General features: G+C 65.2%; 26 protein-coding genes. 3 read left to right on the top strand and 23 right to left on the bottom strand.

Going from position 1 to position 24438, the window contains the following annotated elements; genetic code table 11:
* Positions 1–70: 70 nt before the first annotated feature.
* Together PVW49_RS18325 and PVW49_RS18320 are read right to left on the bottom strand one after the other, a co-directional pair.
* Positions 71–1033 carry an ABC transporter substrate-binding protein gene (locus tag PVW49_RS18325; protein WP_274565536.1) on the bottom strand — a complete coding sequence of 321 codons (963 nt, stop codon included), beginning with the start codon at positions 1031–1033 and terminating at the stop codon, positions 71–73.
* Positions 1034–1065: 32 nt separating this feature from the next.
* Complete coding sequence (locus PVW49_RS18320; protein ID WP_274591244.1) at positions 1066–3387, bottom strand: DUF1989 domain-containing protein; 2322 nt, start codon at positions 3385–3387, stop codon at positions 1066–1068.
* Between the two features lie 138 nt (positions 3388–3525).
* Between PVW49_RS18320 and PVW49_RS18315 the strand changes: the two genes are divergently transcribed.
* Positions 3526–4554: a substrate-binding domain-containing protein gene (locus PVW49_RS18315; protein ID WP_082154658.1), complete on the top strand. Its 1029-nt coding sequence runs from the start codon at positions 3526–3528 to the stop codon at positions 4552–4554.
* Between the two features lie 10 nt (positions 4555–4564).
* On the opposite strand, the gene PVW49_RS18310 is transcribed toward PVW49_RS18315, so the two are convergent.
* The 5 genes from PVW49_RS18310 to PVW49_RS18290 all read right to left on the bottom strand — a co-directional run bounded on the left by PVW49_RS18310 (position 4565) and on the right by PVW49_RS18290 (position 9459).
* Positions 4565–5524, bottom strand: coding sequence for a 2-hydroxyacid dehydrogenase (locus tag PVW49_RS18310; RefSeq protein ID WP_274591243.1), 960 nt, complete (start codon positions 5522–5524; stop codon positions 4565–4567).
* Positions 5525–5620: 96 nt separating this feature from the next.
* Positions 5621–7132 carry a tripartite tricarboxylate transporter permease gene (locus PVW49_RS18305; RefSeq protein WP_274591242.1) on the bottom strand — a complete coding sequence of 504 codons (1512 nt, stop codon included), beginning with the start codon at positions 7130–7132 and terminating at the stop codon, positions 5621–5623.
* Between the two features lies 1 nt (position 7133).
* Positions 7134–7574 (bottom strand): tripartite tricarboxylate transporter TctB family protein, encoded by a 441-nt coding sequence (locus PVW49_RS18300; protein WP_048534749.1) that lies wholly within the window; start codon positions 7572–7574, stop codon positions 7134–7136.
* Positions 7562–8488 carry a BMP family protein gene (locus PVW49_RS18295; RefSeq protein WP_170850587.1) on the bottom strand — a complete coding sequence of 309 codons (927 nt, stop codon included), beginning with the start codon at positions 8486–8488 and terminating at the stop codon, positions 7562–7564. The genes PVW49_RS18300 and PVW49_RS18295 overlap by 13 nt, the downstream gene beginning before the upstream one ends.
* 8 nt (positions 8489–8496) lie before the next feature.
* Complete coding sequence (locus PVW49_RS18290; RefSeq protein ID WP_074838097.1) at positions 8497–9459, bottom strand: Bug family tripartite tricarboxylate transporter substrate binding protein; 963 nt, start codon at positions 9457–9459, stop codon at positions 8497–8499.
* Between the two features lie 258 nt (positions 9460–9717).
* On the opposite strand from PVW49_RS18290, the gene PVW49_RS18285 reads away from it, so the two are divergent.
* The gene (locus PVW49_RS18285; protein WP_274591241.1) at positions 9718–10578 is read left to right on the top strand and encodes a MurR/RpiR family transcriptional regulator; all 861 of its coding nucleotides are present in this window, start codon (positions 9718–9720) and stop codon (positions 10576–10578) included.
* A gap of 6 nt (positions 10579–10584) precedes the next feature.
* Here PVW49_RS18285 and PVW49_RS18280 read toward each other — a convergent pair whose 3' ends face one another.
* The 10 genes from PVW49_RS18280 to PVW49_RS18235 form a co-directional block, all read right to left on the bottom strand.
* The gene (locus tag PVW49_RS18280) at positions 10585–10914 is read right to left on the bottom strand and encodes an FmdB family zinc ribbon protein (RefSeq protein WP_274591240.1); all 330 of its coding nucleotides are present in this window, start codon (positions 10912–10914) and stop codon (positions 10585–10587) included.
* Between the two features lie 51 nt (positions 10915–10965).
* Complete coding sequence (locus PVW49_RS18275; RefSeq protein WP_274591239.1) at positions 10966–11349, bottom strand: acetamidase/formamidase family protein; 384 nt, start codon at positions 11347–11349, stop codon at positions 10966–10968.
* An 11-nt stretch (positions 11350–11360) separates the two neighbouring features.
* Positions 11361–12164: an urea ABC transporter permease subunit UrtC gene (urtC, locus tag PVW49_RS18270; protein ID WP_274591238.1), complete on the bottom strand. Its 804-nt coding sequence runs from the start codon at positions 12162–12164 to the stop codon at positions 11361–11363.
* 16 nt (positions 12165–12180) lie between these two features.
* Entirely contained in the window at positions 12181–12336 is a 156-nt protein-coding gene (locus PVW49_RS18265; protein WP_274591237.1) for a hypothetical protein, read from the bottom strand.
* A gap of 165 nt (positions 12337–12501) precedes the next feature.
* The gene (locus PVW49_RS18260; protein ID WP_274591236.1) at positions 12502–13806 is read right to left on the bottom strand and encodes a TRAP transporter large permease; all 1305 of its coding nucleotides are present in this window, start codon (positions 13804–13806) and stop codon (positions 12502–12504) included.
* A complete protein-coding gene (locus PVW49_RS18255; protein WP_048534763.1) occupies positions 13806–14342 on the bottom strand; it encodes a TRAP transporter small permease in 537 nt (178 codons plus the stop codon). The genes PVW49_RS18260 and PVW49_RS18255 overlap by 1 nt, the downstream gene beginning before the upstream one ends.
* 3 nt (positions 14343–14345) lie before the next feature.
* Positions 14346–15329, bottom strand: coding sequence for a TRAP transporter substrate-binding protein (locus PVW49_RS18250; RefSeq protein ID WP_048534765.1), 984 nt, complete (start codon positions 15327–15329; stop codon positions 14346–14348).
* Positions 15330–15405: 76 nt separating this feature from the next.
* Entirely contained in the window at positions 15406–16581 is a 1176-nt protein-coding gene (locus PVW49_RS18245) for a 4-hydroxybenzoate 3-monooxygenase (RefSeq protein ID WP_274563456.1), read from the bottom strand.
* A gap of 1 nt (position 16582) precedes the next feature.
* Positions 16583–17764 carry an OsmC family protein gene (locus PVW49_RS18240; RefSeq protein ID WP_274591235.1) on the bottom strand — a complete coding sequence of 394 codons (1182 nt, stop codon included), beginning with the start codon at positions 17762–17764 and terminating at the stop codon, positions 16583–16585.
* 10 nt (positions 17765–17774) lie between these two features.
* Complete coding sequence (locus tag PVW49_RS18235) at positions 17775–18992, bottom strand: OsmC family protein (RefSeq protein ID WP_274591234.1); 1218 nt, start codon at positions 18990–18992, stop codon at positions 17775–17777.
* A gap of 207 nt (positions 18993–19199) precedes the next feature.
* Between PVW49_RS18235 and PVW49_RS18230 the strand changes: the two genes are divergently transcribed.
* The gene (locus tag PVW49_RS18230; protein ID WP_048534770.1) at positions 19200–19934 is read left to right on the top strand and encodes a GntR family transcriptional regulator; all 735 of its coding nucleotides are present in this window, start codon (positions 19200–19202) and stop codon (positions 19932–19934) included.
* A 179-nt stretch (positions 19935–20113) separates the two neighbouring features.
* Here the strand turns inward: PVW49_RS18230 and PVW49_RS18225 are convergent, their stop codons facing one another.
* The 6 genes from PVW49_RS18225 to PVW49_RS18200 all read right to left on the bottom strand — a co-directional run.
* Positions 20114–20905 (bottom strand): SDR family NAD(P)-dependent oxidoreductase, encoded by a 792-nt coding sequence (locus PVW49_RS18225; RefSeq protein ID WP_048534772.1) that lies wholly within the window; start codon positions 20903–20905, stop codon positions 20114–20116.
* Between the two features lie 3 nt (positions 20906–20908).
* The gene (locus PVW49_RS18220; protein WP_274591233.1) at positions 20909–21895 is read right to left on the bottom strand and encodes a fumarylacetoacetate hydrolase family protein; all 987 of its coding nucleotides are present in this window, start codon (positions 21893–21895) and stop codon (positions 20909–20911) included.
* Positions 21892–22863 (bottom strand): 3-hydroxyacyl-CoA dehydrogenase family protein, encoded by a 972-nt coding sequence (locus tag PVW49_RS18215; protein WP_274591232.1) that lies wholly within the window; start codon positions 22861–22863, stop codon positions 21892–21894. The genes PVW49_RS18220 and PVW49_RS18215 overlap by 4 nt, the downstream gene beginning before the upstream one ends.
* A gap of 4 nt (positions 22864–22867) precedes the next feature.
* The gene (locus tag PVW49_RS18210; RefSeq protein ID WP_211569010.1) at positions 22868–23203 is read right to left on the bottom strand and encodes a cupin domain-containing protein; all 336 of its coding nucleotides are present in this window, start codon (positions 23201–23203) and stop codon (positions 22868–22870) included.
* A gap of 12 nt (positions 23204–23215) precedes the next feature.
* Positions 23216–23746: a tripartite tricarboxylate transporter TctB family protein gene (locus tag PVW49_RS18205; RefSeq protein WP_274591231.1), complete on the bottom strand. Its 531-nt coding sequence runs from the start codon at positions 23744–23746 to the stop codon at positions 23216–23218.
* Positions 23739–24438 (bottom strand): tripartite tricarboxylate transporter permease (locus tag PVW49_RS18200; protein WP_274591230.1); only part of this gene is annotated, 700 nt, incomplete at its 5' end. The genes PVW49_RS18200 and PVW49_RS18205, both read right to left, overlap by 8 nt.

Below are 24438 nucleotides of genomic sequence, written 5' to 3'. Positions count from 1 at the left end.
GGCTTCTCCTGTCACGAATGTGGGTCGAGGGGCCTGTGGCCCCGCGAGGCCACAGGCCGGCAGACGGGGATCAGTTCAGGCCGAGCCAGCCATCGACGACCTTGCCGTTCGCCGCAAGCCAGTCCGACACCGCGGCGTCGATGTCGCGACCCTGTACCACGACCTCATAGGTCAGCTTGGACAGCTCCTCGGACTCCATGTCGATCTTGCTCAGGAAGGCGGCCGCGGCGGGGTTGCGCTCTTCCAGCGAACGCGAGTAGCCCACTGTCACGGTCTTGATCATGTCGCCGGTGGTGATCGACGACTTGTTGAACCAGTCGGCATCCTCGCCCGGTTGCACCATGGTATAGGCGGCCTCGTCATAGGCCGGTTCCTCGATCATGGTCACGTCATAGAGCGCGTGCACGTAGTGCGGCGAATAGCAATAGAAGACCACGCCCTGCTTCCGGTCGATGGCGTCATTCAGCCGGGCATAGAACACCGCCTCGTCCTCGGTCGAGGGGTCGAGAAAGGTCTCGATGCCATAGTCGCGCACCTTGACCTTGTGCACATTGGTCGAGGCCCAACCGGAGCCGCCGACCCAGATCTCGCCCTTGCCGTCGCCGTCGGTGTCAAAGAGATCCTGCGCCATTGGGGTGGCCAGATCGAAGATCGAGCGGATGTTGTGCTCTTCGGCCATGTAAGTGGGCGTGCAGAACCCGGTGCGGCCCTCGTAGCTGCCCGACGACAGGGCGACGGTGCCTTTCTGTTCGACGTATTCCTTGCGGAAGGATTCGTGGTTCGGCAGCCAGACATCGGGATGCACGTCAATATCGCCGCGGCCGCCGTCCATGGCGGCAAAGATCACCGCGTTGGCGCCCGGGGCATAGCCGGCCTCGCCGCCAAGCCGGGTTTCGATCACCTGGCCGATGACGCGGCTCATCACCTTGGCACCGGGCCAGCTGGGTTCGCCGACCATGACCTTTTCCTGCGCCAGCGCGCCGGTGCCGAGGGTCAGGGCCGCAAGGGCGGTCAATGTGGAAAGTGCTTTCATCGTGGGTCCTCTCAGGTTGGGTTTATGCGCTCTCAGGCGCGCGCCCGCTTGCGTTGCGGGTCTATGAAGGGAATGTCGGAAACCGTGGCGCCAAGGCGTTTCATCCGGCCGTCAAGCTGGCCGATGTCCAGCCGGGCGCCGTTTTCGGCATGTTCCACGCCCAGCCGCGCCATGGCGATGGCATGGCCCAGCGTGGGCGAGCGGGTGGCCGAGGTGACGACGCCCACCTGGCGTTCGCCGTCGAGCACCGGGCTGCCGTGATGCGGCACGTCCGGCCCGTCCAGCAGCAGCCCCTTGAGCACCCGGCGCGGGTCTTGCGCGTTGCGCTCCAGTGCCGCCTTGCCGGTGAATTCGGGTTTGGTCAGATCGACGGCAAAGCCCAGCCCGGCCTCGAAGGCATCGACGCCCGGCGCAAATTCGGCATCTGCGGCCGCCAGCCCGGCCTCGATGCGGATGGTGCCCAGAGCCTCGGAACCCATCGGCGTGATCCCGAACTCCTCGCCCGCCGCCAACACCGCGTCCCAGATCGCCACCGCGTCGGATTTGGCACAGAAGATCTCGTACCCCAGCTCGCCGGTATAGCCGGAGCGCGACAGCATGAAGGGCGCGCCTTCGCGGTCGTTGAGCCGGGCCACGGTTACGCCGAACCATTTGAGATGGTCCATTGCCGGCACATGCGGCTGGGTAAAGACGATCTTGCGCAGCAGATCGCGCGATTTCGGCCCCTGAATCGCCAGGTTCGGCATGGCGCCGCCCATGTGATGGATGCGGACCTGCAACCCCAGTTCCTGCGCCAGCGTTTCCAGCACCCGGCCGCTTTCCTCCGATCCGCAGCACCAGCGGAACAGGTCATGGCCCAGCCGGAACAGGGTGCCGTCATCGATCACCGTTCCGGCCGCATCGCACATCAGCGTGTATTGCCCACGCCAGACCGCCAGCTTGGCGACATTGCGGGTGGTCGCGCGCTGCAACAGCGTTTCGGCATCCGGGCCGACGATGTCGTATTTGCGCAGCCCGCTCATGTCCTGCACGGTCACCGCCTCGCGGCAGGCCCAGTATTCGCCGGTTGCGCCCGCCGCCGGAAAGCTGACCGGCGCCCAGAGATCGCGCGCGGGGGCGAAATTGTGGGTCATCGGTTCCAGCCGTTCGTGGAAGGCGGAGGTCTGCGAGATGGTCATCGGGGCGTCTTCCTTTTCGCGATACGCTACGGCGCGGCGCAGGGGGGTGTCAGGGCGATAGATGCGCACATGCACATCGGTGGGATTCCAGCCGTTGATCGGATCGACGTCGTCGGGGCAGGCGGTGGAGACGGCGACCAGATCCTCCAGCGCGCGCATGGCAACGTAATCGCCGGGCCGCGAATGCGATTCCTCGGTCATGATGTTGTGGCTGTGCAGGTCGATCCAGGTGTTCCAGAAGAAGTTGATCGCCGGCCAGGCCGCGCGCGGCGCCACGCCATAAGGCGCCAGCGCCCGCGAGATATTGTCGGAGCAATTGACATGGCCGGGAAAGCCGCGCTCTTCATAGCCGCGCGCGGTGCAGGCCAGGCCAAAGGTGTCATGCCGGCCGCAGGTGTCCTGCACCACGTTCAAGAGCGGCCGCATGTCGCGGTCAAAGAACTTGTCGAGCAGCCCGGGGCCGGGATAGGCACGCCGCACCATCGACCGGGTGGCGGTGCCGTCGATCATCAGCTCTTCGCCGCGGTCGAGACCGTCGCTGCGAAAGGCGGTGAAGTCCGAGCATTGCTGGCCCTCGATGTCGATGATCTGGACGAATTCGCCCTGTTTCACCTCATAGGCCATCGCCGTGCCGCGCGGCACGGTGAATTCGTCGCGGGTGTCGCCGAGCAGCGGCGGCAGCAGCGGTGACTGGCCCGCTGCGCGCTTGAGGCTGACGGTGACGCTGCCGCCGGCCGAGCCGTCAACCAGCGCCTCGGGTTGAAGCGGGCGGAGAATCCAGACCGTCACCGCCGCGTTCGCCTTGAGCAGCAGCGGTTCGGCCAGCGGCGCGGGGCAGGCGGCCGGGATCGGCGCCGTGGCATCGCCGCCCTGGGCGACAATCCAGCCGGTCAGCGCCCCGGTGTCGCTGGCGCCAAGGGCAAGCGGGCCGTCCGGTTTCAGGCCGAGCGTGTCCAGCGCCGGGCGGCCGGCGGCATCGAAGGCAACGATCTGCGCGCCACCCGCGGGAGCCTCGATCGACAAGAGGTCGCCGGCGCGAAGATCTTGGCGCAGCGCCTCACGCGGGGCGAGACGGCGCAGATGCGTCTGCAATGGCGCGGGGAACCCCGGAAAGGATCTGGCCTGGCTGCGAAAGCCCATGTTGTCGAAATCACGAAGGACTGCGTATTGGGTCATATTCTGGCCGATTCTCGTTTTGTAACTGGTTACAGAGTGAATGAAACTAGTTACATCCGTCAAGTGGGTGTATAACGAAGTTGAAAATTGGCAGCGGACCGCGGAGTGTTGCTGCTCGGGCAGGCAGAGGGGGTCAAAATGAAGGCACAGCGCAAACGCGCCAATCTGCGCGACGTCGCGGCGGCGGCGCAAGTTTCAGTGGCAACCGTGTCGCGGGTGATGAACGCGCCGGAAACCGTGGCCGAGAAAACCCGCGCTCGGGTCGAGCAGGCGATGCAGGAGCTGCGCTGGCTGCCGAGTGCCGCGGCGCGGGCGATCAATTCGGGCCGCACCCGCTTTGTCGGCGCGCTGGTGCCGACACTGGAACACGACATTTTCGCCCGCGTGCTGGCCGGGCTCGAACGCCAGTTGGCCAGCCACCGCTTGTCGCTGGTGGTTGCGACCACCGACGACGATCCCCGGATCGAGGCCGAAAAGGCGCAAGGCCTGATCGATATCGGCGCCGAGGGGCTGATGGTCTCGGGTATGACCCACACGCCGGAGTTCTTCGGGCTGATCGAGCGCGGGCAATTGCCGGCAATCGCGATCTCCTGTTTCGATCCCGACTACCGGCTGCCGACCATCGGTTATGACAACGCCGCCGCCGCGCGGGCGGCGCTGGACCACCTGGCCGATCAGGGCCATCGCCGGATCGCGGTAGTACATGGCCCGAGCCACCTGAACGACCGCACCCGGGCGCGGATCGAAGCTCTGGCCGGCCACCGCCCCGAGGTCGATCTGGTCTATCACGAGGTGCCGCTGTCGATCGCCGGCGGCTGCGCAGCGGGGCAGGCGGTGCGGACGGCGGCGGCGCGCACCAGCGCCGTGCTCTGCCTGTCAGACGTGCTGGCCTCGGGCGTCCTGTTCGAATTGCAGCGCGCGGGCATCGCCGTGCCCGGGCAGATCTCGCTCATCGGGGTGGACGATCTGCCCGGCTCGGCGCATCTCTATCCCGAGCTGACCACCGTTCACCTGCCGGTGTCGCGCATGGGCCTGGCCGCCGCCGATGCGCTGGCCGGATGGGTCGAGACCCAGACCGTGCCGCAGCCCCGGCTGCTCGAGATCGAATTGATGGTCCGCGCCTCGACCGGGCCGCCCGGACGACTGAACGGCCAGCCAGCCGCCTAGCGGGCCGTCCTCAGACCACCCGGCAGGGCAGCTCCTTGCCGGCAAAGAAGGCGTCGAGATTGTCGGCCGCCAGATGCCCCATGGCGGTGCGCACCTCTTGGGTGGCCGATCCGATATGCGGCAGCAGGGTGACGGTCTCCATCGCGCGCAACGCCTTGGGCACCTCGGGTTCCTCGGCAAAGACATCGAGCCCGGCACCGGCGATGCGCCCCCGGGCCAGCGCTTCGATCAGGGCATCCTGATCGACACTGTCGCCCCGGGCGGTGTTGATCAGATAGGCCGAGCGCTTCATGCAGGCGATATGCGCGGCCGTCACCAGCGGCGCCGCCCCGCCGCCCGGCACATGCACAGACACCACGTCGGCCGCCGCCATGACCGCCTCGATGCTCTCCAGCCGCCGCGCCTCGAAGCCGAGTTCGCCGACCGGCGAACGGTTGTAATAGACGATCTCCATGCCGAACCCGGCTGCCGCCCGGCGCGCGGTGGCCCGGCCGATGCGGCCCATGCCGATGATGCCCAGCACCTTGCCCTGAATGCTTGTGCCCAGCCCGTCGACAATCGAGAACCCGCCCCAGCGGCCCGCGCGCAGCATCTTTTCGGCGGCAAAGGCGCGGCGGGTGGCCGACAGGATCAGCAACATGGCGGTGTCGGCGGTGGCATCGGTCAGCACGTCCGGCGTGTTCGAGACGGCAATGCCCGCATCCCTGGCGGCCTCGGTGTCGATATTGGAAAAGCCGACACCGACATTGGCGATCATCCGCACCCGGCACCCCTCGGCCTGCAACATCCCGGCCGCGATCCGATCGCTGACCGTCGGCACCAGGGCGTCATGGTCGCGCATCGCCGCGGCCAGCGCCGCTGCCGGCATCGGCCGGTCGCTCGGGTTGAAGGTTGCGTCATAGTCGGCCGCCAGCCGCGCTTCGACCGGATCGGTCAGCTTTCTCGTCACCAGAATTCTGGGTTTCGCCATCGGGGTCCTCGTGGTCTTGCTGTCCCGGAGATTGCCCGGACCTCCGCCCGATTGTCGATGGCAAATCCCCGGTGGCAAATCCCCGGTGCGGCGCGCTCAGGCGCGGCGCCGCACCGCCAGCCGGCCCGAAGCCAGCCAGGACCGCCACGGCAGCACGGAGGCAGCCAGCAACAGGACTGCCACCCCAAGCAGCAGGGCACTGCCCGGCCGGGTCAGGAACACGCTCGGATCGCCACGCGACAAGAGCATGGCGCGGCGGAAAAATTCCTCCATCATCGGGCCCAGCACGAAGCCGATCAACATCGGGGCCGGCTCGAAGCGGAACAGCCGCAGCACATAGCCGATCAACCCGAAGAGCAGCGTCATCCAGACATCAGCGAGCGAATTCGAGATACTGAAGACGCCGACACAGATCAGCACGATCACCGTCGGATAGAGGTAGTGATGCGGCACCCGCAGGATTCGCACCCAGAGGCCGATCAGCGGGATGTTGAGGATCAGCAGAAAGATGTTGCCGAAGACAAAGCTCACCACCAGTCCCCAGAAGAGCTCGGGGTGTTCCGAGATCAGCCGCGGCCCTGGCGTGATGCCATGGATCATCAGCGCGCCGAGCATCAGCGCCATGGTGGTGGAGCCGGGAATGCCCAGGGTCAGCGTCGGGATAAAGGCGGTCTGGGCGGCGGCGTTGTTGGCGGATTCCGGCACCACCACGCCCTCGATCGCACCGGTGCCGAAGCTGGCGCCGCGCTTGTTGACGCGTTTTTCCAGCGCATAGCCCACAAAACTTGCCACGGTCTGGCCGGTGCCGGGCAGGGTGCCGAAGAAACTGCCGACGGCCGAGCCGCGCAGTGCCGGCATCAGGCTGCGCAGCCATTCCCGCGCGGTGGGCAGCATCGAACCGGTGAGCCCGGCGCCGGCATAGCTCTTGGTGGCGCCGCGCAAGGAAACCATGACCTCGGAAATGCCAAAGAGGCCCATGGCCACGACGACCAGCGACACCCCGTCACGCAGCTCCTGGAAACCGCCGGTAAAGCGGGTCTCGCCCGAGTTCACATCGACGCCGACGGTGCCCAGCAGGATGCCGAGGCAGACCATCATCAAGCCCCTGACCGCACCGGTGGAATTGACGATCGAGGCTGCCACCAGCCCCAGCACCATGACCGAGAAATACTCGGCCGGCTGAAACAACAGGGCAAACTCGGCCAGTTTCGGCGAGAGCAGCACCATCACAACCACGCCGAAGAGCGCGCCGAACATCGAGGCCATGGCGGTGGCAAAGAGCGCCACCCCGGCGCGGCCCTGCTGCGCCATCGGGTAGCCATCGAGACAGGTGACCGAGGCCGAGGGCGTGCCGGGGATGTTGAGCAGGATCGAAGCGATCGATCCGCCGTATTCGGCGCCGTAATAGACCCCGGCCAGCATCACCAGCGCGGTTTCCGGCGGCAGATAGAAGGACACCGGCAACAGCATGGCGACGGCGGCCAGCGGACCGACGCCGGGCAGCACCCCGATGAAGGTGCCGAGGAAGACCCCGACAAAGCAATACATCAGGTTCTGAGCCGTCGCCGCCGTGGCGAGGCCGAGCGAAAGATTGGCGAGCAGGTCCATGTCAGAGTCCCCTGATGGCGATGAAAGGAATGCCGAGCCCCAGAACGAAGATCAGCCAGACGGCCAGCGCGACACCCAGCGCCAAGAGGATGCGGTAGCGCCAGCGAAAGCCGGGAATGACCGCGCCGGTGGCCAGCACCGCCATGGCGGTGGCGGGCAGTACCCCGGCCAGCGGCGTGAAGAAGGCAAAGGCCGCGACGCCGCCGACCACCCCCAGCACCGCCATCGGGTCGGGCCGGCCGGGGGCGAGGGGCTGTCGCAGGTTCTGCACCAGCCCGATCAGCGCCAGAAGGCAGAGCAGGCCGCCCACCAGCAGCGGAAAGGCTCCGGGGCCCATCCGCCGGAATGACCCCAGATCGAGCGCGGTCAGGGCGCCGAGGACAAAGAACAGCCCCGCTGCCAGCATCAGGACCGGGCCGATCTGGGGAATCAGCCGTCGCATGCGACGCGCTCCGGCGTGAATTCCGGCCCTTCGTAGCTGTCGGGGATGGCAATGCGGCCGGCGCGCAGGTCCGCTGCCGCCTGTGCCACGGCCTCCCGCGCGGGCTCCGGCACATCGGCGCCGAGGCGGAGCGAGACGACATCGCCTTCCCCCAGCCCGAATTCGACGATCCCGGGCGGCACCTGGCCCGCCACCATATCGGAAATCGCCCGTTCGACGCCAAGGTCGATGCGCGCCAGCGCCGAGGCGAGGAAGACCTCGGGATCGGTCTCCACCCAGTCGAGCGCATTGCCGATCTGGCGCGCGCCGCCGGCGCGGCAGGCCTCGATCGCGCCGCGCCGGGCGCCGTTGAGCATGGTAAAGAGCACATCGACGCCGGCGGCGATCTCGGCCTCGGCCCAGGCGCGGGTGACGGAATTGTCATCCTGGGTGCCACAGAACCCGGTGAGCACCTTCACTTCGGGTCGGGCGTGGGCGACCCCGGCAAGAAAGGCCGCGCGCCCCTTCAGCCCCGGGCGAACCCGGTGGCCCGAGAGATGGCCGACAATGCCGCTTCGGGTGACATGGGCCGCCAGCACACCGGCGAGAAAGGCGGAATCCTCCTGCCGCACGTCATAGCTGGCGAGGTTAGTCCCCGTCTTCTGCCCCTGGACAATGGCAAAGCGGGTGTCGGGATGGGCCGCTGCGGCCTCCGGTGTGGCAATATTGCCTTGGCCGCCGATAAAGACCAGCCCGTCGACCTTGGGCACGACCTCGGCCATCCGGGCGCGAATGGCGTCCTGCTCATAGCGCACGCCCGAGATCACCGAGATCTCGGCAACCCCTTGCGCGGCGGCGCGTTCAGCGCCTTGCAGGGCGCTGGCGTTAAAGCCCGCGTCCTGCACCTCGCCCACGAAGAAAACGGCGATTTTCATCTTGGCACTCATTGGGTTGCCGCCTGCACCAGGGGCGTCCATTGGGCCAGCTGCGCCTCGACATAATCGGAGAATTCGGCGCTGGACTTGGGGGCGCGGATCAGGCCCCAGCTGTCGAATTGCGCCATGACCTCGGGATCGGCCATCGCCTCCGAAAGCGCCGCGTCCAGCTTGTCCTTGACCGCGTCGGGCACGCCGGCCGGCGCGCTGACCCCCAGCCAGTTCTCGGCCAGGATGTCAAAACCGGCTTCGCGGAAAGTCGGCACATCGGGCAGGGTTGCGATCCGTTCGGGCGCCGAGACCGCAAGCGGGATGGCGGTGCCCTCCTCGACCGCCGGCAGGTTCTGCGGCACCGCGTCAAAGATCGTCGGCACCACCCCGCCCATGAAATCGAGCCGCATCGGCCCCGAGCCCTTGTAGGGGATGTGGAACAGCTCGACTCCGGTTTCGTCCTGGAACTGTTCGGCGATGATATGCCCCCAGGAGCCGACGCCGGAGCTGCCGTATTCGAACTTGCCCGGCTCGGCCCGGGCCATCTCGAGGAAACCCGTCAGATCCTCGGCGCCCAGCGAGGGCGTGGCAAAGAGGCCGAGGTGCACGGTGCCGACATAGGTGATGTGGTCGAAATCGGCGATCGGATCATAGGGCGTGTCGGGAAAGCGGATCGGCGCCACGTTGAACGGCGTCAGGTTCGACAGCATCAGCGTATGGCCATCGGGCGCAGCCTGTTGCAGCGCCGAAGCCGCGACGGTGCCGGCGGCGCCGGGCTTGTTCTCGACGACGAACTGCTGGCCAAGACTGGCCGAAAGCTTTTCTGACAGGAGCCGTGCCACCAGATCCGACGAGCCGCCCGGCGGGAAGGAGACGAGGATGCGGACCGGGCGCTCCGGCCAGGGGGTTTCGGCGCTGGCGGGCAGAGCCAGTGCAGTGAGAGCGAGGGCTGCCGAGGCAAGAAGAGTGCGGCGGTACATGGGGTTTCCCTTCCGTGGATTGATGAAACCATGGTTCCACAACTCTTGAAATTCACAAAGAAAAGAAATCTCAGTTTCACGAATTTGACCCGTCGGAACCCGAATTTCGCGCAAATTCCGGGCGTTGCGGCGGGAGTCTGGCGGGTTGTTGGGCGGAAACCGGGTGAAAATCATCACATTTAACGTGCGAATCAGCGGCAGAGGCCGGGCTGCGCGGCAAAGCTTGTCACGCCCGGGCGGCTGGCGCAAAGTGGCACCATGGAACCACAGTTTCACGATGACCCGCCTGCGAGCTTTCTGCCCCGGATTCGGACGGCGCTTCCCGATCTGCACCGGGCCGAGCGGCGGCTGGGCAATTTCCTGCTCGATTTCCCCGGCGATCTCGCCTCCTACGACGCGCAGGAGTTGGCCCGGCTCAGCGGCGTTTCCAAGGCCACGGTCTCGCGCTTCGTGCGGCGGATCGGCTTCGAGAACTACGAGGCCGCCCGCCGCGCTGCCCGCGAGGAACGTCAGACAGGCTCGCGGCATTTCCTGGCCCATGCCGAGGACTTGCCGACCGAAGACCCGCTGTCACAAAGTCTCCAGCAGGAAATGAACAATGTCGCCTGGACTTTCGAGCGCCTCGCGCCCGCCGATCTCGACGCGCTGGCCGAGGCCACGCTGTCGGCGCGCCGGGTCTGGCTGATCGGCTATCGCATCAGCCGGGTCTTCGCGGATTATCTTTACTGGCAGCTGCTCAAGGTGATCCCCTCGGCCAGCGTGCTGCCCCAGGCCGGCGAGAGCCTTGGCGAATACACCGCCGAAATGTCCCCCGACGACCTGGTCATTCTGACCGCCCTGCGCCGCCGCGCCGCCAATACAGAGCCCTTGCTCGCCGAACTGGCCCGGATCGGCGTCACCACCGTGGTGATCAGCGATGACGGCATGGCGCCCGACGCCCGCGCGGCCTGGCATTTCCGCTGCCGGATCGAGACCTCCAGCCCGCAGTTCAACCATGCCTCGGTGTTCTCGCTCTGCCACCAGATCGTGACTCGCACCACCCTCAAGGCCGGCAGCGACGGGCGCCGGCGGCTCCGCGAGATCGACGAGGCCAACGAACGGCTGGGCGAGGTGCGGTAGCCTGCCCTAGTGAGAGATCATCCAGGGCCGGGCCGAGGGAAAGCTCTTGGCGCCGTCGGGCCGGTGCAGTGTGCGCGAGGGCTTCTTCCTGCCCGAACAGCAGCCGCAACCCGGCCCGTGGCTGCGGGTCGATTTCGGAGCATGCGCGGCGCGTTCGTTGGTGGCAAAGGCGGTGCGGCGGGCGCTGTCCATGTTGGCCAGGATCGGCGCCCGCAACAGCGCGCGGGGCGCCGAGGCGCCGCAGTCGGGGCAATCGCAGGGATGGTCGAAATTGGCCATGCTGGTCTGTTCGGTGAACGGGCCGCAGGTGTCGCAGAGGTAGTCGTAATAGGGCATGAAAGCCTCCTGAAGCGGATGGGGCGGGCGCATCGGCCCGCCCGCGGGAGATCAGAGATCGGGGGCCAGCGGGATGTCGACCGTGCCATCGAGATGCTTCACCGGGCCATCGCTGCCGGGCATGATGTCGAAATCGAAGATCTCGTTCGGCAGCCAGAGCGTGGCGCAGGCGTTCGGGATGTCGACCACCCCCGAGATATGCCCCTGCACCGGCGCGGTGCCGAGGATCGCATAGGCCTGCGCCCCGGTGTAGCCGAATTTCTTGAGGTACTCGATGGCGTTGAGACAGGCCTGCCGATAGGCGACATGCACGTCGAGGTAATGCTGACCACCATGCTCATCCACCGAGATACCCTCGAAGATCAGGTAGTCGTCATATTTCGGCGTGATCGGCGAGGGTTTGAAGATCGGGTTGCGGATGCCGTATTTCTCCATCCCGCCCTTGATCAGCTCGCCCCGCCGATGGCGGCAAAGGCCGCGCCAAGGCAGAAGACAAAGATCTTGAAGTTGGCCACGTCATAGCCGGAAAAGCGCACCCGGTCCTCCTGGTCGCGCATGGCGATCAGCAAGCGCCCGAGCTTGGACCGGCGAACGAATTGCGCGGCAAGGAGCACCGCAAAGAGCAGCACGCCGTTAACGAAATAGAGCGTGGTCTTGGCCGCGTCGGTGCGGATGTCCCAGCCGTGCAGGGTGCGCAGGTCGGTGATGCCGTTGACGCCCCCGGTAAAGCCCTGCTGGCCGATGATCAGGATGGTCAGGATCGCGGCGATGGCCTGGGTGATGATGGCGAAGTAGACCCCGCCCACCCGGCGGCGGAACATCGCCACGCCGATGATGTAGGAAAACACGACCGGCACCGCGATCACCGCAATGAGGGTGAAGGCGAAGGAGTTGAACGGCTCCCACCACCAGGGCAGGGCGGAGAGCTGGTTCCAGTCCATGAAGTCGGGGATGCCCGGCGTCGACTGGATGGCGGTGTTCTCGGGGCTCGAGGCTTCGAGCTTGAGAAACATCGCCATGCAATAGCCGCCGAGGCCGAAGAAGACGCCCTGGCCCAGCGACAGGATGCCGCCGACGCCCCAGCAGAGCACGAGGCCCACCGCCACAAAGGCATAGGTCAGGTACTTGCCGAAAAGGTTGAGCCGGAACGGCTCGAGCAGCAGGGGGAAGACCACGAAGAGCACCGCGGCGAGCAGGGCAAAGCCGATCATGTCGCGGGGCGAGAGGAAGGCGTGGCTGTGAGATTTCATCTGTCTGACCTCCGGGTCACTTGCGCAGCTTGAGGGCAAAGAGCACCTGCGGACGCAGCATCAGGATGCCGACCACGGTCAGCAGGGTGAGGACCTTGGCCATCGAGCCGGAGAGGAAGAACTCCATGATCGATTGCGCCTGGCTGATCGAGAAGGCCGAGGTGATGGCCAACCGGGTCTTGCAGGCCGGATGAGGTATCTTTTTACCATAATCCGGATTCTGCGTGGCGCGACGATTGCAGCGGACAAGGCGCTCGCCAGTGCCTGAACAGCCGAAAGCTCTCGAACCACCAAGCCCGCCGGGCGGCGCCCCGCCCGGCACGCAGCATGCCGCCCGTCAGCCGAACATCCGGTTCGGCAGGTAGAGCGCGATGTTGGGGATCAGCAGGATCAGCAGCACCGCCAGGAACATCGCCAGCCAGAACGGCCAGATGCCCCGAAAGATGGTGTTGAGCGAGACCGTCGGCGCGATGCCCTTGACGACAAAGACGTTCACCCCCACCGGCGGCGAGATCAGCGCCATTTCCAGCACGATCACCATCAGCACGCCAAACCAGATCAGGTCGACGCCCAGCGATTCCAGCAAGGGCTGCACCAGCGGCACCGCCAGCACCAGGATCGCGAACCCCTCCATGAAGGTGCCCAGCACGATAAAGCCCAGCAGGATCGCAATCACCACCTGCGCCGCGCCAAAGCCCTGCGCCTCGACCCATTGGGTCATCGCATATGTGACGCCGGTAAAACCCACGAAGGTCTTGAAGACGAAGGCGCCGAACAGGATGAAGAACACCATGCCGGTAGATTTCAGCGTGCTGGTGGTCACTTCTCTAAGGCTCGCCCAGGTGATCGAGCCGCGCAGGAAACAGACGACCAGCGCCAGGAAGGCGCCGATGCCCGCCGCCTCGACGGCCGAGAACACCCCGGTGTAGATGCCGCCGATGGTCAGCACGATGATACCGATGATCCAGAGCGCCCGGCCCAGCGCCGCCAGCCGCTGCGACAGGCTCTCGGCCCCCCGCGATGTCGGGGCCTTGTTCGGGTTCAGCGTCACCACGGCATAGATCGCGAGGATGAACAGCGTGGTCAGCAAAAGCCCCGGCAGCACCCCGGCCATGAACAGCCGGCCGATCGATTCCTCGGTCAGGATGGCATAGATCACGAAGCCCGCGGACGGCGGGATCAGGATGCCCAGCGTGCCGCCGGCGGCAATCGATCCGGTGGCCAGCCCGTCGTGGTAACGATAGCGCTGCATCTCGGGCAGGCTCACCTTGCCCATGGTCAGCGCCGCCGCCAGCGACGAGCCCGACAGCGCCGAGAACCCGGCGCAGCCGACGATGGTGGCCGAGGCCAGCCCGCCCTTGAGATGGCCGATCCAGCTGTGCGCGGCGTCATAGAGATCGCGGCTCATGCCCGAGATCCCGGCCAGATTGCCCATCAGGATAAAGAGCGGCAGGATGGTCAGCGAATAATTCGACGCCTCGCCAAAGATCTCGCCGGCCACCACCGGCAGGCTGGCGGCGGGCCGGATCATCCAGATCCCCACCGCGCCGACCAGCAGCATCGCGGCGCCGACGGACATGCGCAGGAACAGCAGGATCAGCAGCGCGGCAAATCCCAGAATGGCAAGTGTGGTGGTGTCCATCAGAGGTCAACCTCGCTGGGGTCCGCGCCCGACCAATGTTTCAGGCCGAGGATCAATTGGTAGAGCAGAAAGCCCGTCATCAGGGCAAGCGCCGCCGAGAGCAGATAGTAAAAGGGCGTGTGCACGATATTGAGGTTCTGCGTCACCGCCCCGCAGGGCAGCCCGCAGCCGCCCTTGACCGCCAGCGCCCAGGCCGCAAAGCCGCAGATCAGCACGCTGAGCGCACGCACGATCAGATCGGTAACCCGTTTGACCCCGCGCCCGGCAAAGGCCGAGATGATGTCGACGCTGATATGCACCCGATGCACGGCGCCGTAGGCCACCCCGGCGGCCACGACGACAACCAGCGACATCGACGACAGATCGCCGATGCCAAAGATCGGGTCGCGCAGCGCATAGCGCCAGAACACCGAGATCACCGTGATCAACATCAGCGCGAACAGCCCGATCCCGCCCAAGATGGCAAAGAGGTTCGCGAGCCTGTGAAACCACCGGCCAGCCGGGCCGGTGGTCTCCTGGGTCTTGACGCCGCTCATGGCCTACTCGCCCTTGAACAGGCGTTCGAGGTCGGCCCCGGTCAGTCCCTGGCCAAGATCGCTCGCCAGCCAGTCGTCCATCGCAGGCTGGATTGCCGCGTCCCAGCGGGCGCGTTCCTCGTCGGAAAGCTCGATGATCTCGACGCCGTTCTCCCGCGCGATCTCGATGCCCCGGTCGGCCATGTCGCGATAGGCCTGACCGCCCTGCATCGACAGCCACTTGCCCGAGGCCTCGTCGACCCAGCCCTTTTCCTCCTCCGACAGCGCATTGTAGACGCCCTTGTTCATCAACAGGACAAAGGCGCTGCCCGCGCCGGGAATGTTGGTGGTCATGTAATTGGCCGGCTCATGCATCTTGAACGACATGGTGGCCGAGGGGTCGATGGCGACGCCATCCACCACGCCATTGGCCAGGTTCTGGTTGATCACCGACACCGGCTGCGACACCGACGAGGCCCCCAGCGCCTCGGTAAAGGGAATGTCCTGGGCCGAGGTCACGCGCACGATCAGCCCCTCCATGTCCTCGAGCCTGCGCACCGGTTTGTCCTTGGTGTATAGCACCTGCGGATCATTCGCCCAGAGCGCCAGAAGCTTGGCATCGAATTCCTGTTCGATCGGCTCGATGGCGCGCCACATCGCCTCGGTGCAGGCGACCGCATCGTCGCACATGCCCGGCGTGGTGATCGCCGTGGTCACCGGGAACAGCTGCGCGGTATAGCCCGGCAAGTGAAAGGCCACATCGGCGATGCCGTCCAGCAGGATGGAATATTGCTTCGGCGGCGAGGAATTCAGCGCCCCGCCGGGGAACTGCGAGACCGTCAGCTTGCCGCCCGACACCTCAGCCAACTTTTCGGCAAAGGGTGTGAACACCGCCTTGTTCATCGGGTGATTGGGGCCCATGAAATAGGACAGCGCCAGCTCCTTGGCGGCCACCATGGGCGCGGCCAGAATGCAGGCCGCGGTTGCGAGTGCCGTAAATTTGTTCATGTTTTCCTCCCTTGAACAAGTCTTCTTGTGCCCCCCCGGCGCGGTCTCCTCCCTGCGCCAGAGGGGATGGCGCCGCTCACGCCTCGAACGGCAGGCCGATGTATTCGTAAGCCAGCGCATGCTGCGCCGCCTCGGACATCAAAAGCAGGTCATAGTCGTTTTCGCGGATCTTCTGCGCAAAGGCATCTTCCCCCGGAAACACGTGCAACAGTTTGGTCAGCCGCCACGAGATATTCTCGGCCGACCAGACCCGGCGCAGCGCGGTGTCGGAATAGCGCTCGATCAGCGCGCCCTGCCCGTCCTTGAAGAACGCCACCAGCGCCCGTTGCAGGTAATGGACATCGGAAAACGCCAGGTTCAGCCCCTTGGCCCCGGTCGGCGGCACGATATGCGCCGCATCCCCGGCCAGGAACAGGCTGCCATGCCGCATCGGCTCGGAGACGAAACTGCGCAGCGGCGCCATGGATTTCTCGATTGTCGGCCCGGTCCGGATCCTGGCCGCGACATCCGCCGGAAACCGGTGCAGCAGGGTGTCCCAGAACCGCTCGTCGCTCCAATCCTCGGGGGCGTCGGTGATCGGCGCCTGTACGTAGTACCGCGACAGCATCGGATTGCGCTGCGCCGCCATCGCCATGCCCTCGCTGTGATAGGCATAGATGAAATCGTCGAGCGGCGGTTGCTCCACCATGACGCCCATCCAGCCAAAGGGATATTCGCGCAGATATTCGCTCCGGGAACGCTCGGGGATCGCCTTGCGCGACGGCCCGTGAAACCCGTCGCAGCCGGCGATAAACCGGCACTCCACCCGATGGCGCACCCCGTCCTTTTCATAGGTCACATGCGGGCTGTCGCTCTCGATCTCATGCAGCGCCACATTCCTGGCCTCGCAGATCACCGCCCCACGGTCGCGGTCGCGCGCGGCATACAGGTCTTCGGTGATATAGGTCTGGCCATAGGCCATCATCTGCTTGCCGGTCCATTTCTTGACGTCGATGAAGAACGCGGGCCGGTTTTCCCAGAGGATCCGCGTGCCGTCCTTGGGCTTGCCGATCTGGTCCATCCGCTCGGAAAGACCGTAATCGCGCAGCATCTGCACGGTGTTGGCCTCCAGCACCCCGGCGCGGATCCGGCCCAGAACATAGTCTTTCGACTGCCGTTCCAGCACCACGTTGTCGATGCCGTTGGCATCAAGGATATGGCTGAGCATGAGCCCCGCCGGACCGCCGCCGATGATGCAGACCTGGGTCTTCATCTCACACCCTCCGCACGCGCAGCTTGGTTTTCAGATCGGTGCGGCAGAAGGCATGCAGGAAACAGGTCTGTTCCGAGATATCCAGCATCTCCTGCGCGGTCTCCTCGCTCTCGCCGGTCTGAAGATAGACATGCGTCTCGATCGGATCGGCCTCACCTGCCCTGCCCGTGCCGCCCGAAGCACCGCCCAGCGAAAAATGCGTGTCCTGCACGATGCGGTAATCCGGCAGATCCAGTTTCAGCATCGACACGAACCGCCCGAACTGCGTCATGAAGCAGAAGCCGATGCCGGCCGAGATCAGCGTATTGGCATCCGGCGCCCGGCCGTCCTCGGAACTGAGAAAGCGGAACGAGGTGCCGTAAGGCGAATACTGCATCTGCTGGATCTCCTTGATCCCGTCCTCGCGCAGCACCGCCACCGCCCCGATGTTCAGCCGCCGGTCCTGTTCGTCGGCCAGCGACGAGCCGCCCGAAGCGGTGCCCAGCACAACCGCTTTCTTCGGCGTTGCGCCCACCGGCTCCATCAGCGTCAGACCCGAGGCCTCCGGCACCGAAGTATCGAAATGCTGCCCCGGATCGGGAAACAGCGGCGCGTCCAGCTCCGCCGCCTTGGCCGTCGCCAGCTCCTTGCCGTTGCGGCCCAGCTTGAACAGGCTCTCCAACTGGCCGCGCATCAGCCCGTTGAGCGGCGAGGCATAGGTGGCATCCAGCAGGAACTGATGCAGCGCCGCATCGTCCAGATCGCAATCGATCTCGACCTGAAGCTCGATGTTCTCGGCCCCGCCCACCATGGTGCGTTTCGGCATCGAGCCTTTCATCGTGTAGTAATTGTCCTGAATGAGCTTGAGTTTGCGGATCTCGACACCGCGGATGTCCGCCAGCGCCGTGATCTCGTTCATGAAACTCGCCACCATGCCGGTCGACAGAAAGGCCAGCGGGCACGGCGCGGCATCATGCCCGTTCAAATAGGGGCCTTCGTCGGAGACCAGCCGCCACGTGTCGCCGGTCCTGGCCGACCGCACCAGCGCCTCTTTCTGAAATCCCGAGAGCGACCGCACCCAGGTGCGCAGCGCGTCGCCCTTGCGGTTCTCCGGCGCGTCAGTCGACACCTCGTCGGCATTGGCCAGCTTGAAAAACGGCACAAGCCCGCTGTCGGCGATCAGGTTCTTGCCAATCCTTGCCATGTCGCGCCCCCTATGCTGCGGCAGTCGAAGCCGGTTTTGTCACCGTCTTCAGCTTGGTTTTCAGGTCGGTGCGGCAGAATGCATGCAGGAAACAGGTCTGTTCGCTCAGATCGAGCATCTCCTGCGCCACCGCGTCGCTTTCCTCGGTGGTCAGATAGACATGGGTTTCCACCGGATCGGCCTCGCCTGCCCTGCCCGTGCCGCCAGAGGCGCCGCCAAGGCTGAAATGCGTGTCCTGAAGGATCTGATACTGCGGCAGATCGAGCCCCAGCATCGGCACCAGCCGGCCGAACTGCGTCATGAAGCAAAAGCCGATGCCGGCCGAGATATAGCTGGCCGCATCCGGCGCCCTGCCCCTGCCGCCATCCACCTCGGCCTCTTCCGAGAGAAACAGCCATTCCTTGCCATGCGGCGAATAAAGCTGCTGGCGGATTTCCTTCATCCCGTCGGCGCGCAGAACGGCGGTGGCGGCGATGTTCAGCCGGCGGTCCTGATGTTCCGACAGCGACGAAGCCGCCTTTTCGGTGCCCCCTTGCACCGGCTTCTTCTCGGTGAGGCCGAGAGGTGCCAGCAGCGTCTCGCCCCCCGCCGTCATCTCTGCCCGCGCGCCGGCGTCGCTGGGATCGGGCAGCAGCGGCGCCGCCAGCTTCGCCACCGTCTTCGGCGCCAGCTCCACGCCGTTTTTCGACAGCGCGAACAGGCTGTCATGCTCGCCCCGCATCAGCCCGTTCAACGGCGAGGCATGCACCGCGTTCATCAGGAACTGCGTCAGCGCGCCGCCCGACAGGTCGCAATCGATCTCGACCTGCAATTCCACCGGTTCGGCGCCGCCCACCATCGTGCGCTTCTGCATCGAGCCGGTCATGGTGTAGTAATTGTCCAGCGTCAGCTTCAGGTGCCGGATCTCGATGCCGTCCCGCCGCGCCAGCGCGGTGATCTCGTTCATGTAGGATGCGATCATGCCGACGGTCAGAAACGACAGCGGCGGCGGCGCGGCGTCATGCCCGTTCAGGTACTTGCCCTCGTCCGACACCATCCGCCAGGTCCTGGCCGAGCGGCGCGAGGACACCAGCGCCTCTTTCTGGAAGCCCGACAGCGAGGTGACCAGCGTGCGCAAGGCATCGCCACGGCGGATTTCCGGCGTGCCGGGACCGAGGCTGTCGTAATTCCCGATCTCGTGGATCAGGGGCAACCCGCTTTCGGCGATCCTGTTGGTTCCAAGTGGCATCGTCGTCCTCCATTTGCCCGAAAGGGAGCGATGGCCGCAGCCCTGCCGTGGCACATTTTGTATCCAAAAATCTCGGATACCCTCCCGATTTATAGATTCGTACCATAAACGTATCCGTATTTCAAGAACGGATGCATATTTGACCAAATGGCCGGCAAGCTGCTATGACGAGGCAAGAAATGTATTCAAAGAGGGCCGAAATCGCATATGGGCACCGCAGTCGAAACCGCTGTCTCCGAGCTTCGGGCGATGATCGTGAATGGCGAGCTGCCGGTCTCCGACCGGGTGACGGAAAGCAGCGCGGCCAGCCTCCTCGGCCTCTCGCGCACCCCGGTCCGGGCCGCGCTGGCCCAGCTCGAGACCGAGGGGCTGCTGGTCAAGCTGGAGGGGCGCGGCTACAAGATCCGGCCCTTCAGCCTCGAAGATCTGGAAAAGGCCTCCGAGGTGCGCGCCGCGCTCGAGGCGCTGGCCGCCGGACGCCTCGCCAGCCTTGGCCCGTCGCAAGAGACCGTGGCGGCGATTGAAAGCTCGATTGCCATGACCGAGGGGATTGTCAGCCGCAGCGCCGTCACCCGGCGCGAGGTGGCGATCTATCAGGAGGCCAACGAGCTGTTTCACACCACCATCGTCGATGCCTGCGACAATGATTTCGTCCGCCTCGGGCTGGAAAAGATCGCCAATATCCCGATTGTCGCCCCCGGCGCCTTTACCGAGGTCGAGGGCATGGCGCAGGCCGAAATGCTGCGGATCACGGTCGGGCATACCCAGCACGTCATCATCTGGGATGCGATCCGCGCCGGCGATGCGGTACGCGCCGAACACATGATGCGCGAACACGCCGGCGCGCCGGTGCGCTACGCCCGGCTGTTCATCGGCGAGGGCTATTACAAGAAGCTGCTGTCAAGTGGCATCGTCGAACGCGGCTCGGCCGGCCCCGGCTGAGCGCTCATCCGGCCCAGAGCGCCGAAACCGGCGGCAACAATTACGACAACCTCATATCGCCCCGCATGCTCCGCGGCCTTCGTTCCTTGGGACGACGCTGCGCACGAAAGGGCAGCTTGACGCAAGACGCTCGGGCCAAGGCAGGCCAAACCAAAGCAACCCGGCAATGCCCCGCGCCTTCAATTGGCCGAAAATCCCCCATCGACGTTGATCGTCTCGCCAGTGATCAGACCGGATGCAGGGGAGGCGAGAAAGATCAGCACGCCGGCGAAATCGTCCGGCTCGGCCAGGCGGCCCAGCGGAATGCGAGACAAGACGCCCTTGCGGGCCTCGTTGGCGCGCTCGTTATCCTCGAAGAGCCAGGCCGTGAGTTCCGAGCGGAACACCGTCGGCGCAATGGCGTTGACGCGGATGTCGTGCTGGCCCCATTCGGTGGCCAACGACTTGGTGATCATGTCGACGGCGGCTTTGGAAGGGCCATAGGCGCTGGTGCCCGCGGGCGTGGCAAACCGCGCCCGGACCGAGGACACCGGGATGATCGCCCCGCCCCGCCCTCGGTCGATCATCGCCTTGCCCGCGGCACGGCACAGCAGCCAGGTCTGGCGCACGTTGGCATCCATCACCTTGTCCCAGGTCTCCAGGTCCATCTCGATGGCCGGTTTGACGGCGGCCGTCCCCGACGCGGGCACGAGAATATCCAGCCCCCTGCCCTCGGCACAGGCGGCGGCAACCATGGCGTCGCAGGCGGCCTCATCCGAGGGGCGGCCTTCCACCATGGTCACACCTGCGCCCCCAGCCTTGAGTTCCTCCGCGATCTCGGAGAGCTTTTCGGCATTGCCCCCGGCAATCGTCACATGCGCCCCGGCACCCGATAAGGCACGCGCCGCGGCGGCGCCCAGGGCGCCGGTCGCGCCGCTGATCAGGGCGGATTTTCCGGACAAATCAAACAGTTTGGCGATACTCGGGTTCATTCCCTAGCCCTTCTTTTCTGCAATACGGTTGCGCAGGATGCCGATGCCCTCGACTTCCAGTTCCACGACATCGCCGGGCTTGATCCAGCGCTCCATCTCGTCGCCGCAGCCATTGGCGACGGTGCCCGAGCCGATGAAATCGCCGGGATAAAGCGTCTCGTGACGCGAGATATAGGCGATGATGCGGGCGAAGCTGTGGTACATGTCGGTGGAGTTCGACCGCGACCATTCCTCGCCATTGATGCGGGCCATCATCTCCAGATTTCCGGCGTCCAGCTCGTCCGGCGTGACCAGGCACGGCCCCATGATGTTGCCGCGGTCCATGTCCTTGCCCTTGGCCGGGCCGAGGAACATCTGCACCTCGCCGGGAATGACATCGCGGGCGGAAATGTCATTGAAGATGGTGTAGCCGCCGATATGGGCAGGCGCCTCCTCTTCGCTGATGTTCACACCCTCCTTGCCAATGTAGATGCCGAACTCCAGCTCGTAGTCCAGCTTCTCGGTATAGTCGGGCCAGGGCACTTCTTCCTCGGGGCCGATCACCGACATCCGGTTGCCTTTGTAATAGATCGGCGCCTCGTACCAGCGCGGCGGGGTCTTCTTGCCGGTACGGCGCTCGAAGTTGATCATGTGACCTTCGAAAGAAAGCGTATCGCGGATCGAGTTCGGGCGCGGCACCGGGGCCAACAAGCGCACGGCATCTTCGGCGTAGAGCAGTTGCGCGCCATCCGGGCCGGTGCGGGTGCCTTTGGCGACGAAATCCAACGCCTCATCGGCGGCCCGGCGGCTGAGCGCGCCACCGGCCAGAAAGCCAATCATTTCAGGGGGCAGCAACGCGTCGGCAATCTCGAATGGCCGGCCGGTGTCACCGCTTGCAGCCAGTTGCGCGGCACAGGCAAGGTTCAGGTCGACGATGCCCGCGTCGGTCAGGGCGCCGATGCGTTCGACGCGCCCCACAGGCGATGCGATTTCGAAAGTGACAAGTTTCACGAGTTGTCCCCTGTGTTCGGGTTGTTGCTGCGATAGACCGCCAGTTGGCGCATCAGCTTGCGGTCGCGTTCGGCACAGATGTCTTCCGTGGTACGGCCCGCATAATCGTACCAGCCCTTGCCGGATTTCACGCCCAGCTCACCACGTTCAACCTTTTCGCCAAGGTCGGGTGACGCCTTGTCGGCATTGCTCAACCCCTTGAAAACGTTATTTGACACGCGCCATGAAGTATCCAGACCGATGAAATCCTCGGCCTCCATCGGACCAAGGCAGGCCAGCCGGAATCCGAAGCTCGCGCGGACGGCGACATCCAAGTCTTCCGGCGTCACCACCCCGTTGTCGAGCAGAAAGTCCACCTCGCGTTCCAATGCGCCGGTCAGCCGGTTGATGATGAAGCCCGGCACCTCCTTGCGGACCCGCACCGGCACCTTGCCAGCGCGTTCCATCACCGCGATCACCGCGTCGATGGCGGCGGGGTCGGTGGCTTCCCCGTGATGTACCTCGACCGCGGGGATCAGGTGGGCGGGGTTGAAATAGTGCAGGCCGACGACACGTTCGGGCATCGCCATCTCGCCGGTCATCTGGCTGACGGTAAAGCTGGAGGTGTTCGAGCCGATCAGCACGTCACGAGGCAGACCATCGAGCGCGGCAAAGACCTCTTTCTTGATCTCCAGCACCTCCGGCACGGTTTCGACCACAAGCTGCGCCCCCTCGGTCGCATCGGCGAGATCGTCGAAGGAATACACCGACACACGGCCCAGCACGGCCTCGGGATCGGCGATCAACCCTTCCTCCTGCGCCAGCCGCAAACTGGACGCCAGTTGCGCCTTACCGCGCTGCAACTGCTCGGGCGAGCGGTCCACGGCGCGCACGGCGAACCCGGCCTCGGCGAAGTTCTGCACGATGCCCAGCCCCATGGTGCCGAAGCCGATGACCGTGACGGTGTTAATCCGGGATGCGTCGTACATGGCGTCAGTTCGGCGAGATGACGAGCATCTGAACGGCGTGGTTGGTGGCGTTGACGATCGACCGTTCGGTATTGGGCGGGATGTAGCAGCTGTCGTACTTGCCGATCACGGTGTCGCCCTCGGCGGTGGTCACTGTGATCTCGCCCTCCAGCACGACATAGACCTTGCCGGTGGGCGCGGCGGCCTTGTCGGCCCCGCCACCGGGCAGGAAGGTGGAAAAGCCCACCCAGTAATCCTCGAGGCCGGTCACCCCCTGCCCCTGCAACCGCATGGCCGTCATTCCGAAATGGCCTTTGGCGTCATAGGCCTTGGCGTCGTCAAATCGTGTCACGTCTATCATGGTCATTCTTCCTTACAGTCCGAGCGCGTCGGTGAAATAGCCGGTGGGCAGGTTGATCGACATCGACTTGCCGAAGACGAAATGGATCGCGAGCCAGAAGGCGATGCCTGACAACACGGCGACGATCCTGTTTTCCTTGTTGAGCCAGAGGGCGATTGTCACGAACACCGGAACGGCGAGCTTCGGACCAAAGGCCATGGTGCCCGCGATGAGGCAGACGAAGACCACCAGCGCCCGCAGAATGCCCGCGCGGAACTCGACAAGAAAGGGCGGGCCGGTGTCGCCGGCCTCTTCCTCCGGATCGTATTCCGCGTCCCAGCGCGCCGGGTTGCGCAACTTGCCCACGCCATAGACGGTGCCGATGATCAGGATGCTGATGGTGATGAACCAAGGGAAAAACGTGGCCCGCTGCGGCAACGGTTGCAGCATCCAGATGAAGACCACCGCAATCACCATGATCGTCACGGCAATGATCCAGTCGGCCTTTCTGCCAAAGCCGATGGCGGCACGGCGTTCGGGGGAGAGATCGTCAGGATCAGTCATTGGCCTTGGCCTCTCTGCCATACCGGTCAAGTAGCAGGCGGCGGATCGGTTTGGAGAACAGCATGAACAGGATCATCTTTTCGAGGATCAGCACGATGGGCCGTTCGTAAAGCCAGGTCAGGCCATAGCGGTCCCATGCGGCAAAGAAGTAGGGTTCTGCGATGCCGCCCAGGATCAGGCCCATGACCATTGGCACGCGGGGCCAGTCCATGTGCTTGAAGATGTAGCCCGCCATGCCGGCGGCGGCGAAGAAGCCGATATCGCCCAGCGACAGGTTGGAGAAGGACGCCCCCATGACCATCGCGGCCAGGATGAAGGGCACCAGAAGCGTTGCGCGCACGAAGCAGAGCCGCACCAGGTAGCGCTGGAAGACAAGGCAGAGCACGGCGGCGATGATATTGGCGACGGTCACGACATTGACCATCATGAAGGTCTCGTCGAGCTTGTAGGTCAGCATGTCCCGGCCCGGGCGCACACCGAGGACGACAAAGATGCCCAGCAGCACCGCCATCGGTGGATTGCCCGGCACGCCGAAAGCGACGGTGGGGATGATCGCGCCGGGCAGGTGCGCGGCGGTGCCGGTTTCAGGCGCGATGATACCCCGCACGTTGCCCTTGCCGTATTCATGCTCGGGGTTCTTGTCGCCGGAGAGATATAGCCGAAAGTTGGTGATGGCCCTGAGGGGCGGCATA

It is taken from the genome of Marinovum sp. PR37 (assembly GCF_028807375.1).
GTDB classification, from domain to species: Bacteria; Pseudomonadota; Alphaproteobacteria; order Rhodobacterales; family Rhodobacteraceae; genus Marinovum; species Marinovum algicola.
This window is presented reverse-complemented; position numbering and strand designations above follow the sequence as displayed.

Coding starts and splice junctions, on each gene's coding strand:
- PVW49_RS18325 (WP_274565536.1), bottom strand. CDS start 1,033: ATGAAAGCACTTTCCACATTGACCGCCCTTGCGGCCCTGACCCTCGGC.
- PVW49_RS18320 (WP_274591244.1), bottom strand. CDS start 3,387: ATGACCCAATACGCAGTCCTTCGTGATTTCGACAACATGGGCTTTCGC.
- PVW49_RS18315 (WP_082154658.1), top strand. CDS start 3,526: ATGAAGGCACAGCGCAAACGCGCCAATCTGCGCGACGTCGCGGCGGCG.
- PVW49_RS18310 (WP_274591243.1), bottom strand. CDS start 5,524: ATGGCGAAACCCAGAATTCTGGTGACGAGAAAGCTGACCGATCCGGTC.
- PVW49_RS18305 (WP_274591242.1), bottom strand. CDS start 7,132: ATGGACCTGCTCGCCAATCTTTCGCTCGGCCTCGCCACGGCGGCGACG.
- PVW49_RS18300 (WP_048534749.1), bottom strand. CDS start 7,574: ATGCGACGGCTGATTCCCCAGATCGGCCCGGTCCTGATGCTGGCAGCG.
- PVW49_RS18295 (WP_170850587.1), bottom strand. CDS start 8,488: ATGAAAATCGCCGTTTTCTTCGTGGGCGAGGTGCAGGACGCGGGCTTT.
- PVW49_RS18290 (WP_074838097.1), bottom strand. CDS start 9,459: ATGTACCGCCGCACTCTTCTTGCCTCGGCAGCCCTCGCTCTCACTGCA.
- PVW49_RS18285 (WP_274591241.1), top strand. CDS start 9,718: ATGGAACCACAGTTTCACGATGACCCGCCTGCGAGCTTTCTGCCCCGG.
- PVW49_RS18280 (WP_274591240.1), bottom strand. CDS start 10,914: ATGCCCTATTACGACTACCTCTGCGACACCTGCGGCCCGTTCACCGAA.
- PVW49_RS18275 (WP_274591239.1), bottom strand. CDS start 11,349: ATGGAGAAATACGGCATCCGCAACCCGATCTTCAAACCCTCGCCGATC.
- urtC (WP_274591238.1), bottom strand. CDS start 12,164: ATGAAATCTCACAGCCACGCCTTCCTCTCGCCCCGCGACATGATCGGC.
- PVW49_RS18260 (WP_274591236.1), bottom strand. CDS start 13,806: ATGGACACCACCACACTTGCCATTCTGGGATTTGCCGCGCTGCTGATC.
- PVW49_RS18255 (WP_048534763.1), bottom strand. CDS start 14,342: ATGAGCGGCGTCAAGACCCAGGAGACCACCGGCCCGGCTGGCCGGTGG.
- PVW49_RS18250 (WP_048534765.1), bottom strand. CDS start 15,329: ATGAACAAATTTACGGCACTCGCAACCGCGGCCTGCATTCTGGCCGCG.
- PVW49_RS18245 (WP_274563456.1), bottom strand. CDS start 16,581: ATGAAGACCCAGGTCTGCATCATCGGCGGCGGTCCGGCGGGGCTCATG.
- PVW49_RS18240 (WP_274591235.1), bottom strand. CDS start 17,764: ATGGCAAGGATTGGCAAGAACCTGATCGCCGACAGCGGGCTTGTGCCG.
- PVW49_RS18235 (WP_274591234.1), bottom strand. CDS start 18,992: ATGCCACTTGGAACCAACAGGATCGCCGAAAGCGGGTTGCCCCTGATC.
- PVW49_RS18230 (WP_048534770.1), top strand. CDS start 19,200: ATGGGCACCGCAGTCGAAACCGCTGTCTCCGAGCTTCGGGCGATGATC.
- PVW49_RS18225 (WP_048534772.1), bottom strand. CDS start 20,905: ATGAACCCGAGTATCGCCAAACTGTTTGATTTGTCCGGAAAATCCGCC.
- PVW49_RS18215 (WP_274591232.1), bottom strand. CDS start 22,863: ATGTACGACGCATCCCGGATTAACACCGTCACGGTCATCGGCTTCGGC.
- PVW49_RS18210 (WP_211569010.1), bottom strand. CDS start 23,203: ATGATAGACGTGACACGATTTGACGACGCCAAGGCCTATGACGCCAAA.
- PVW49_RS18205 (WP_274591231.1), bottom strand. CDS start 23,746: ATGACTGATCCTGACGATCTCTCCCCCGAACGCCGTGCCGCCATCGGC.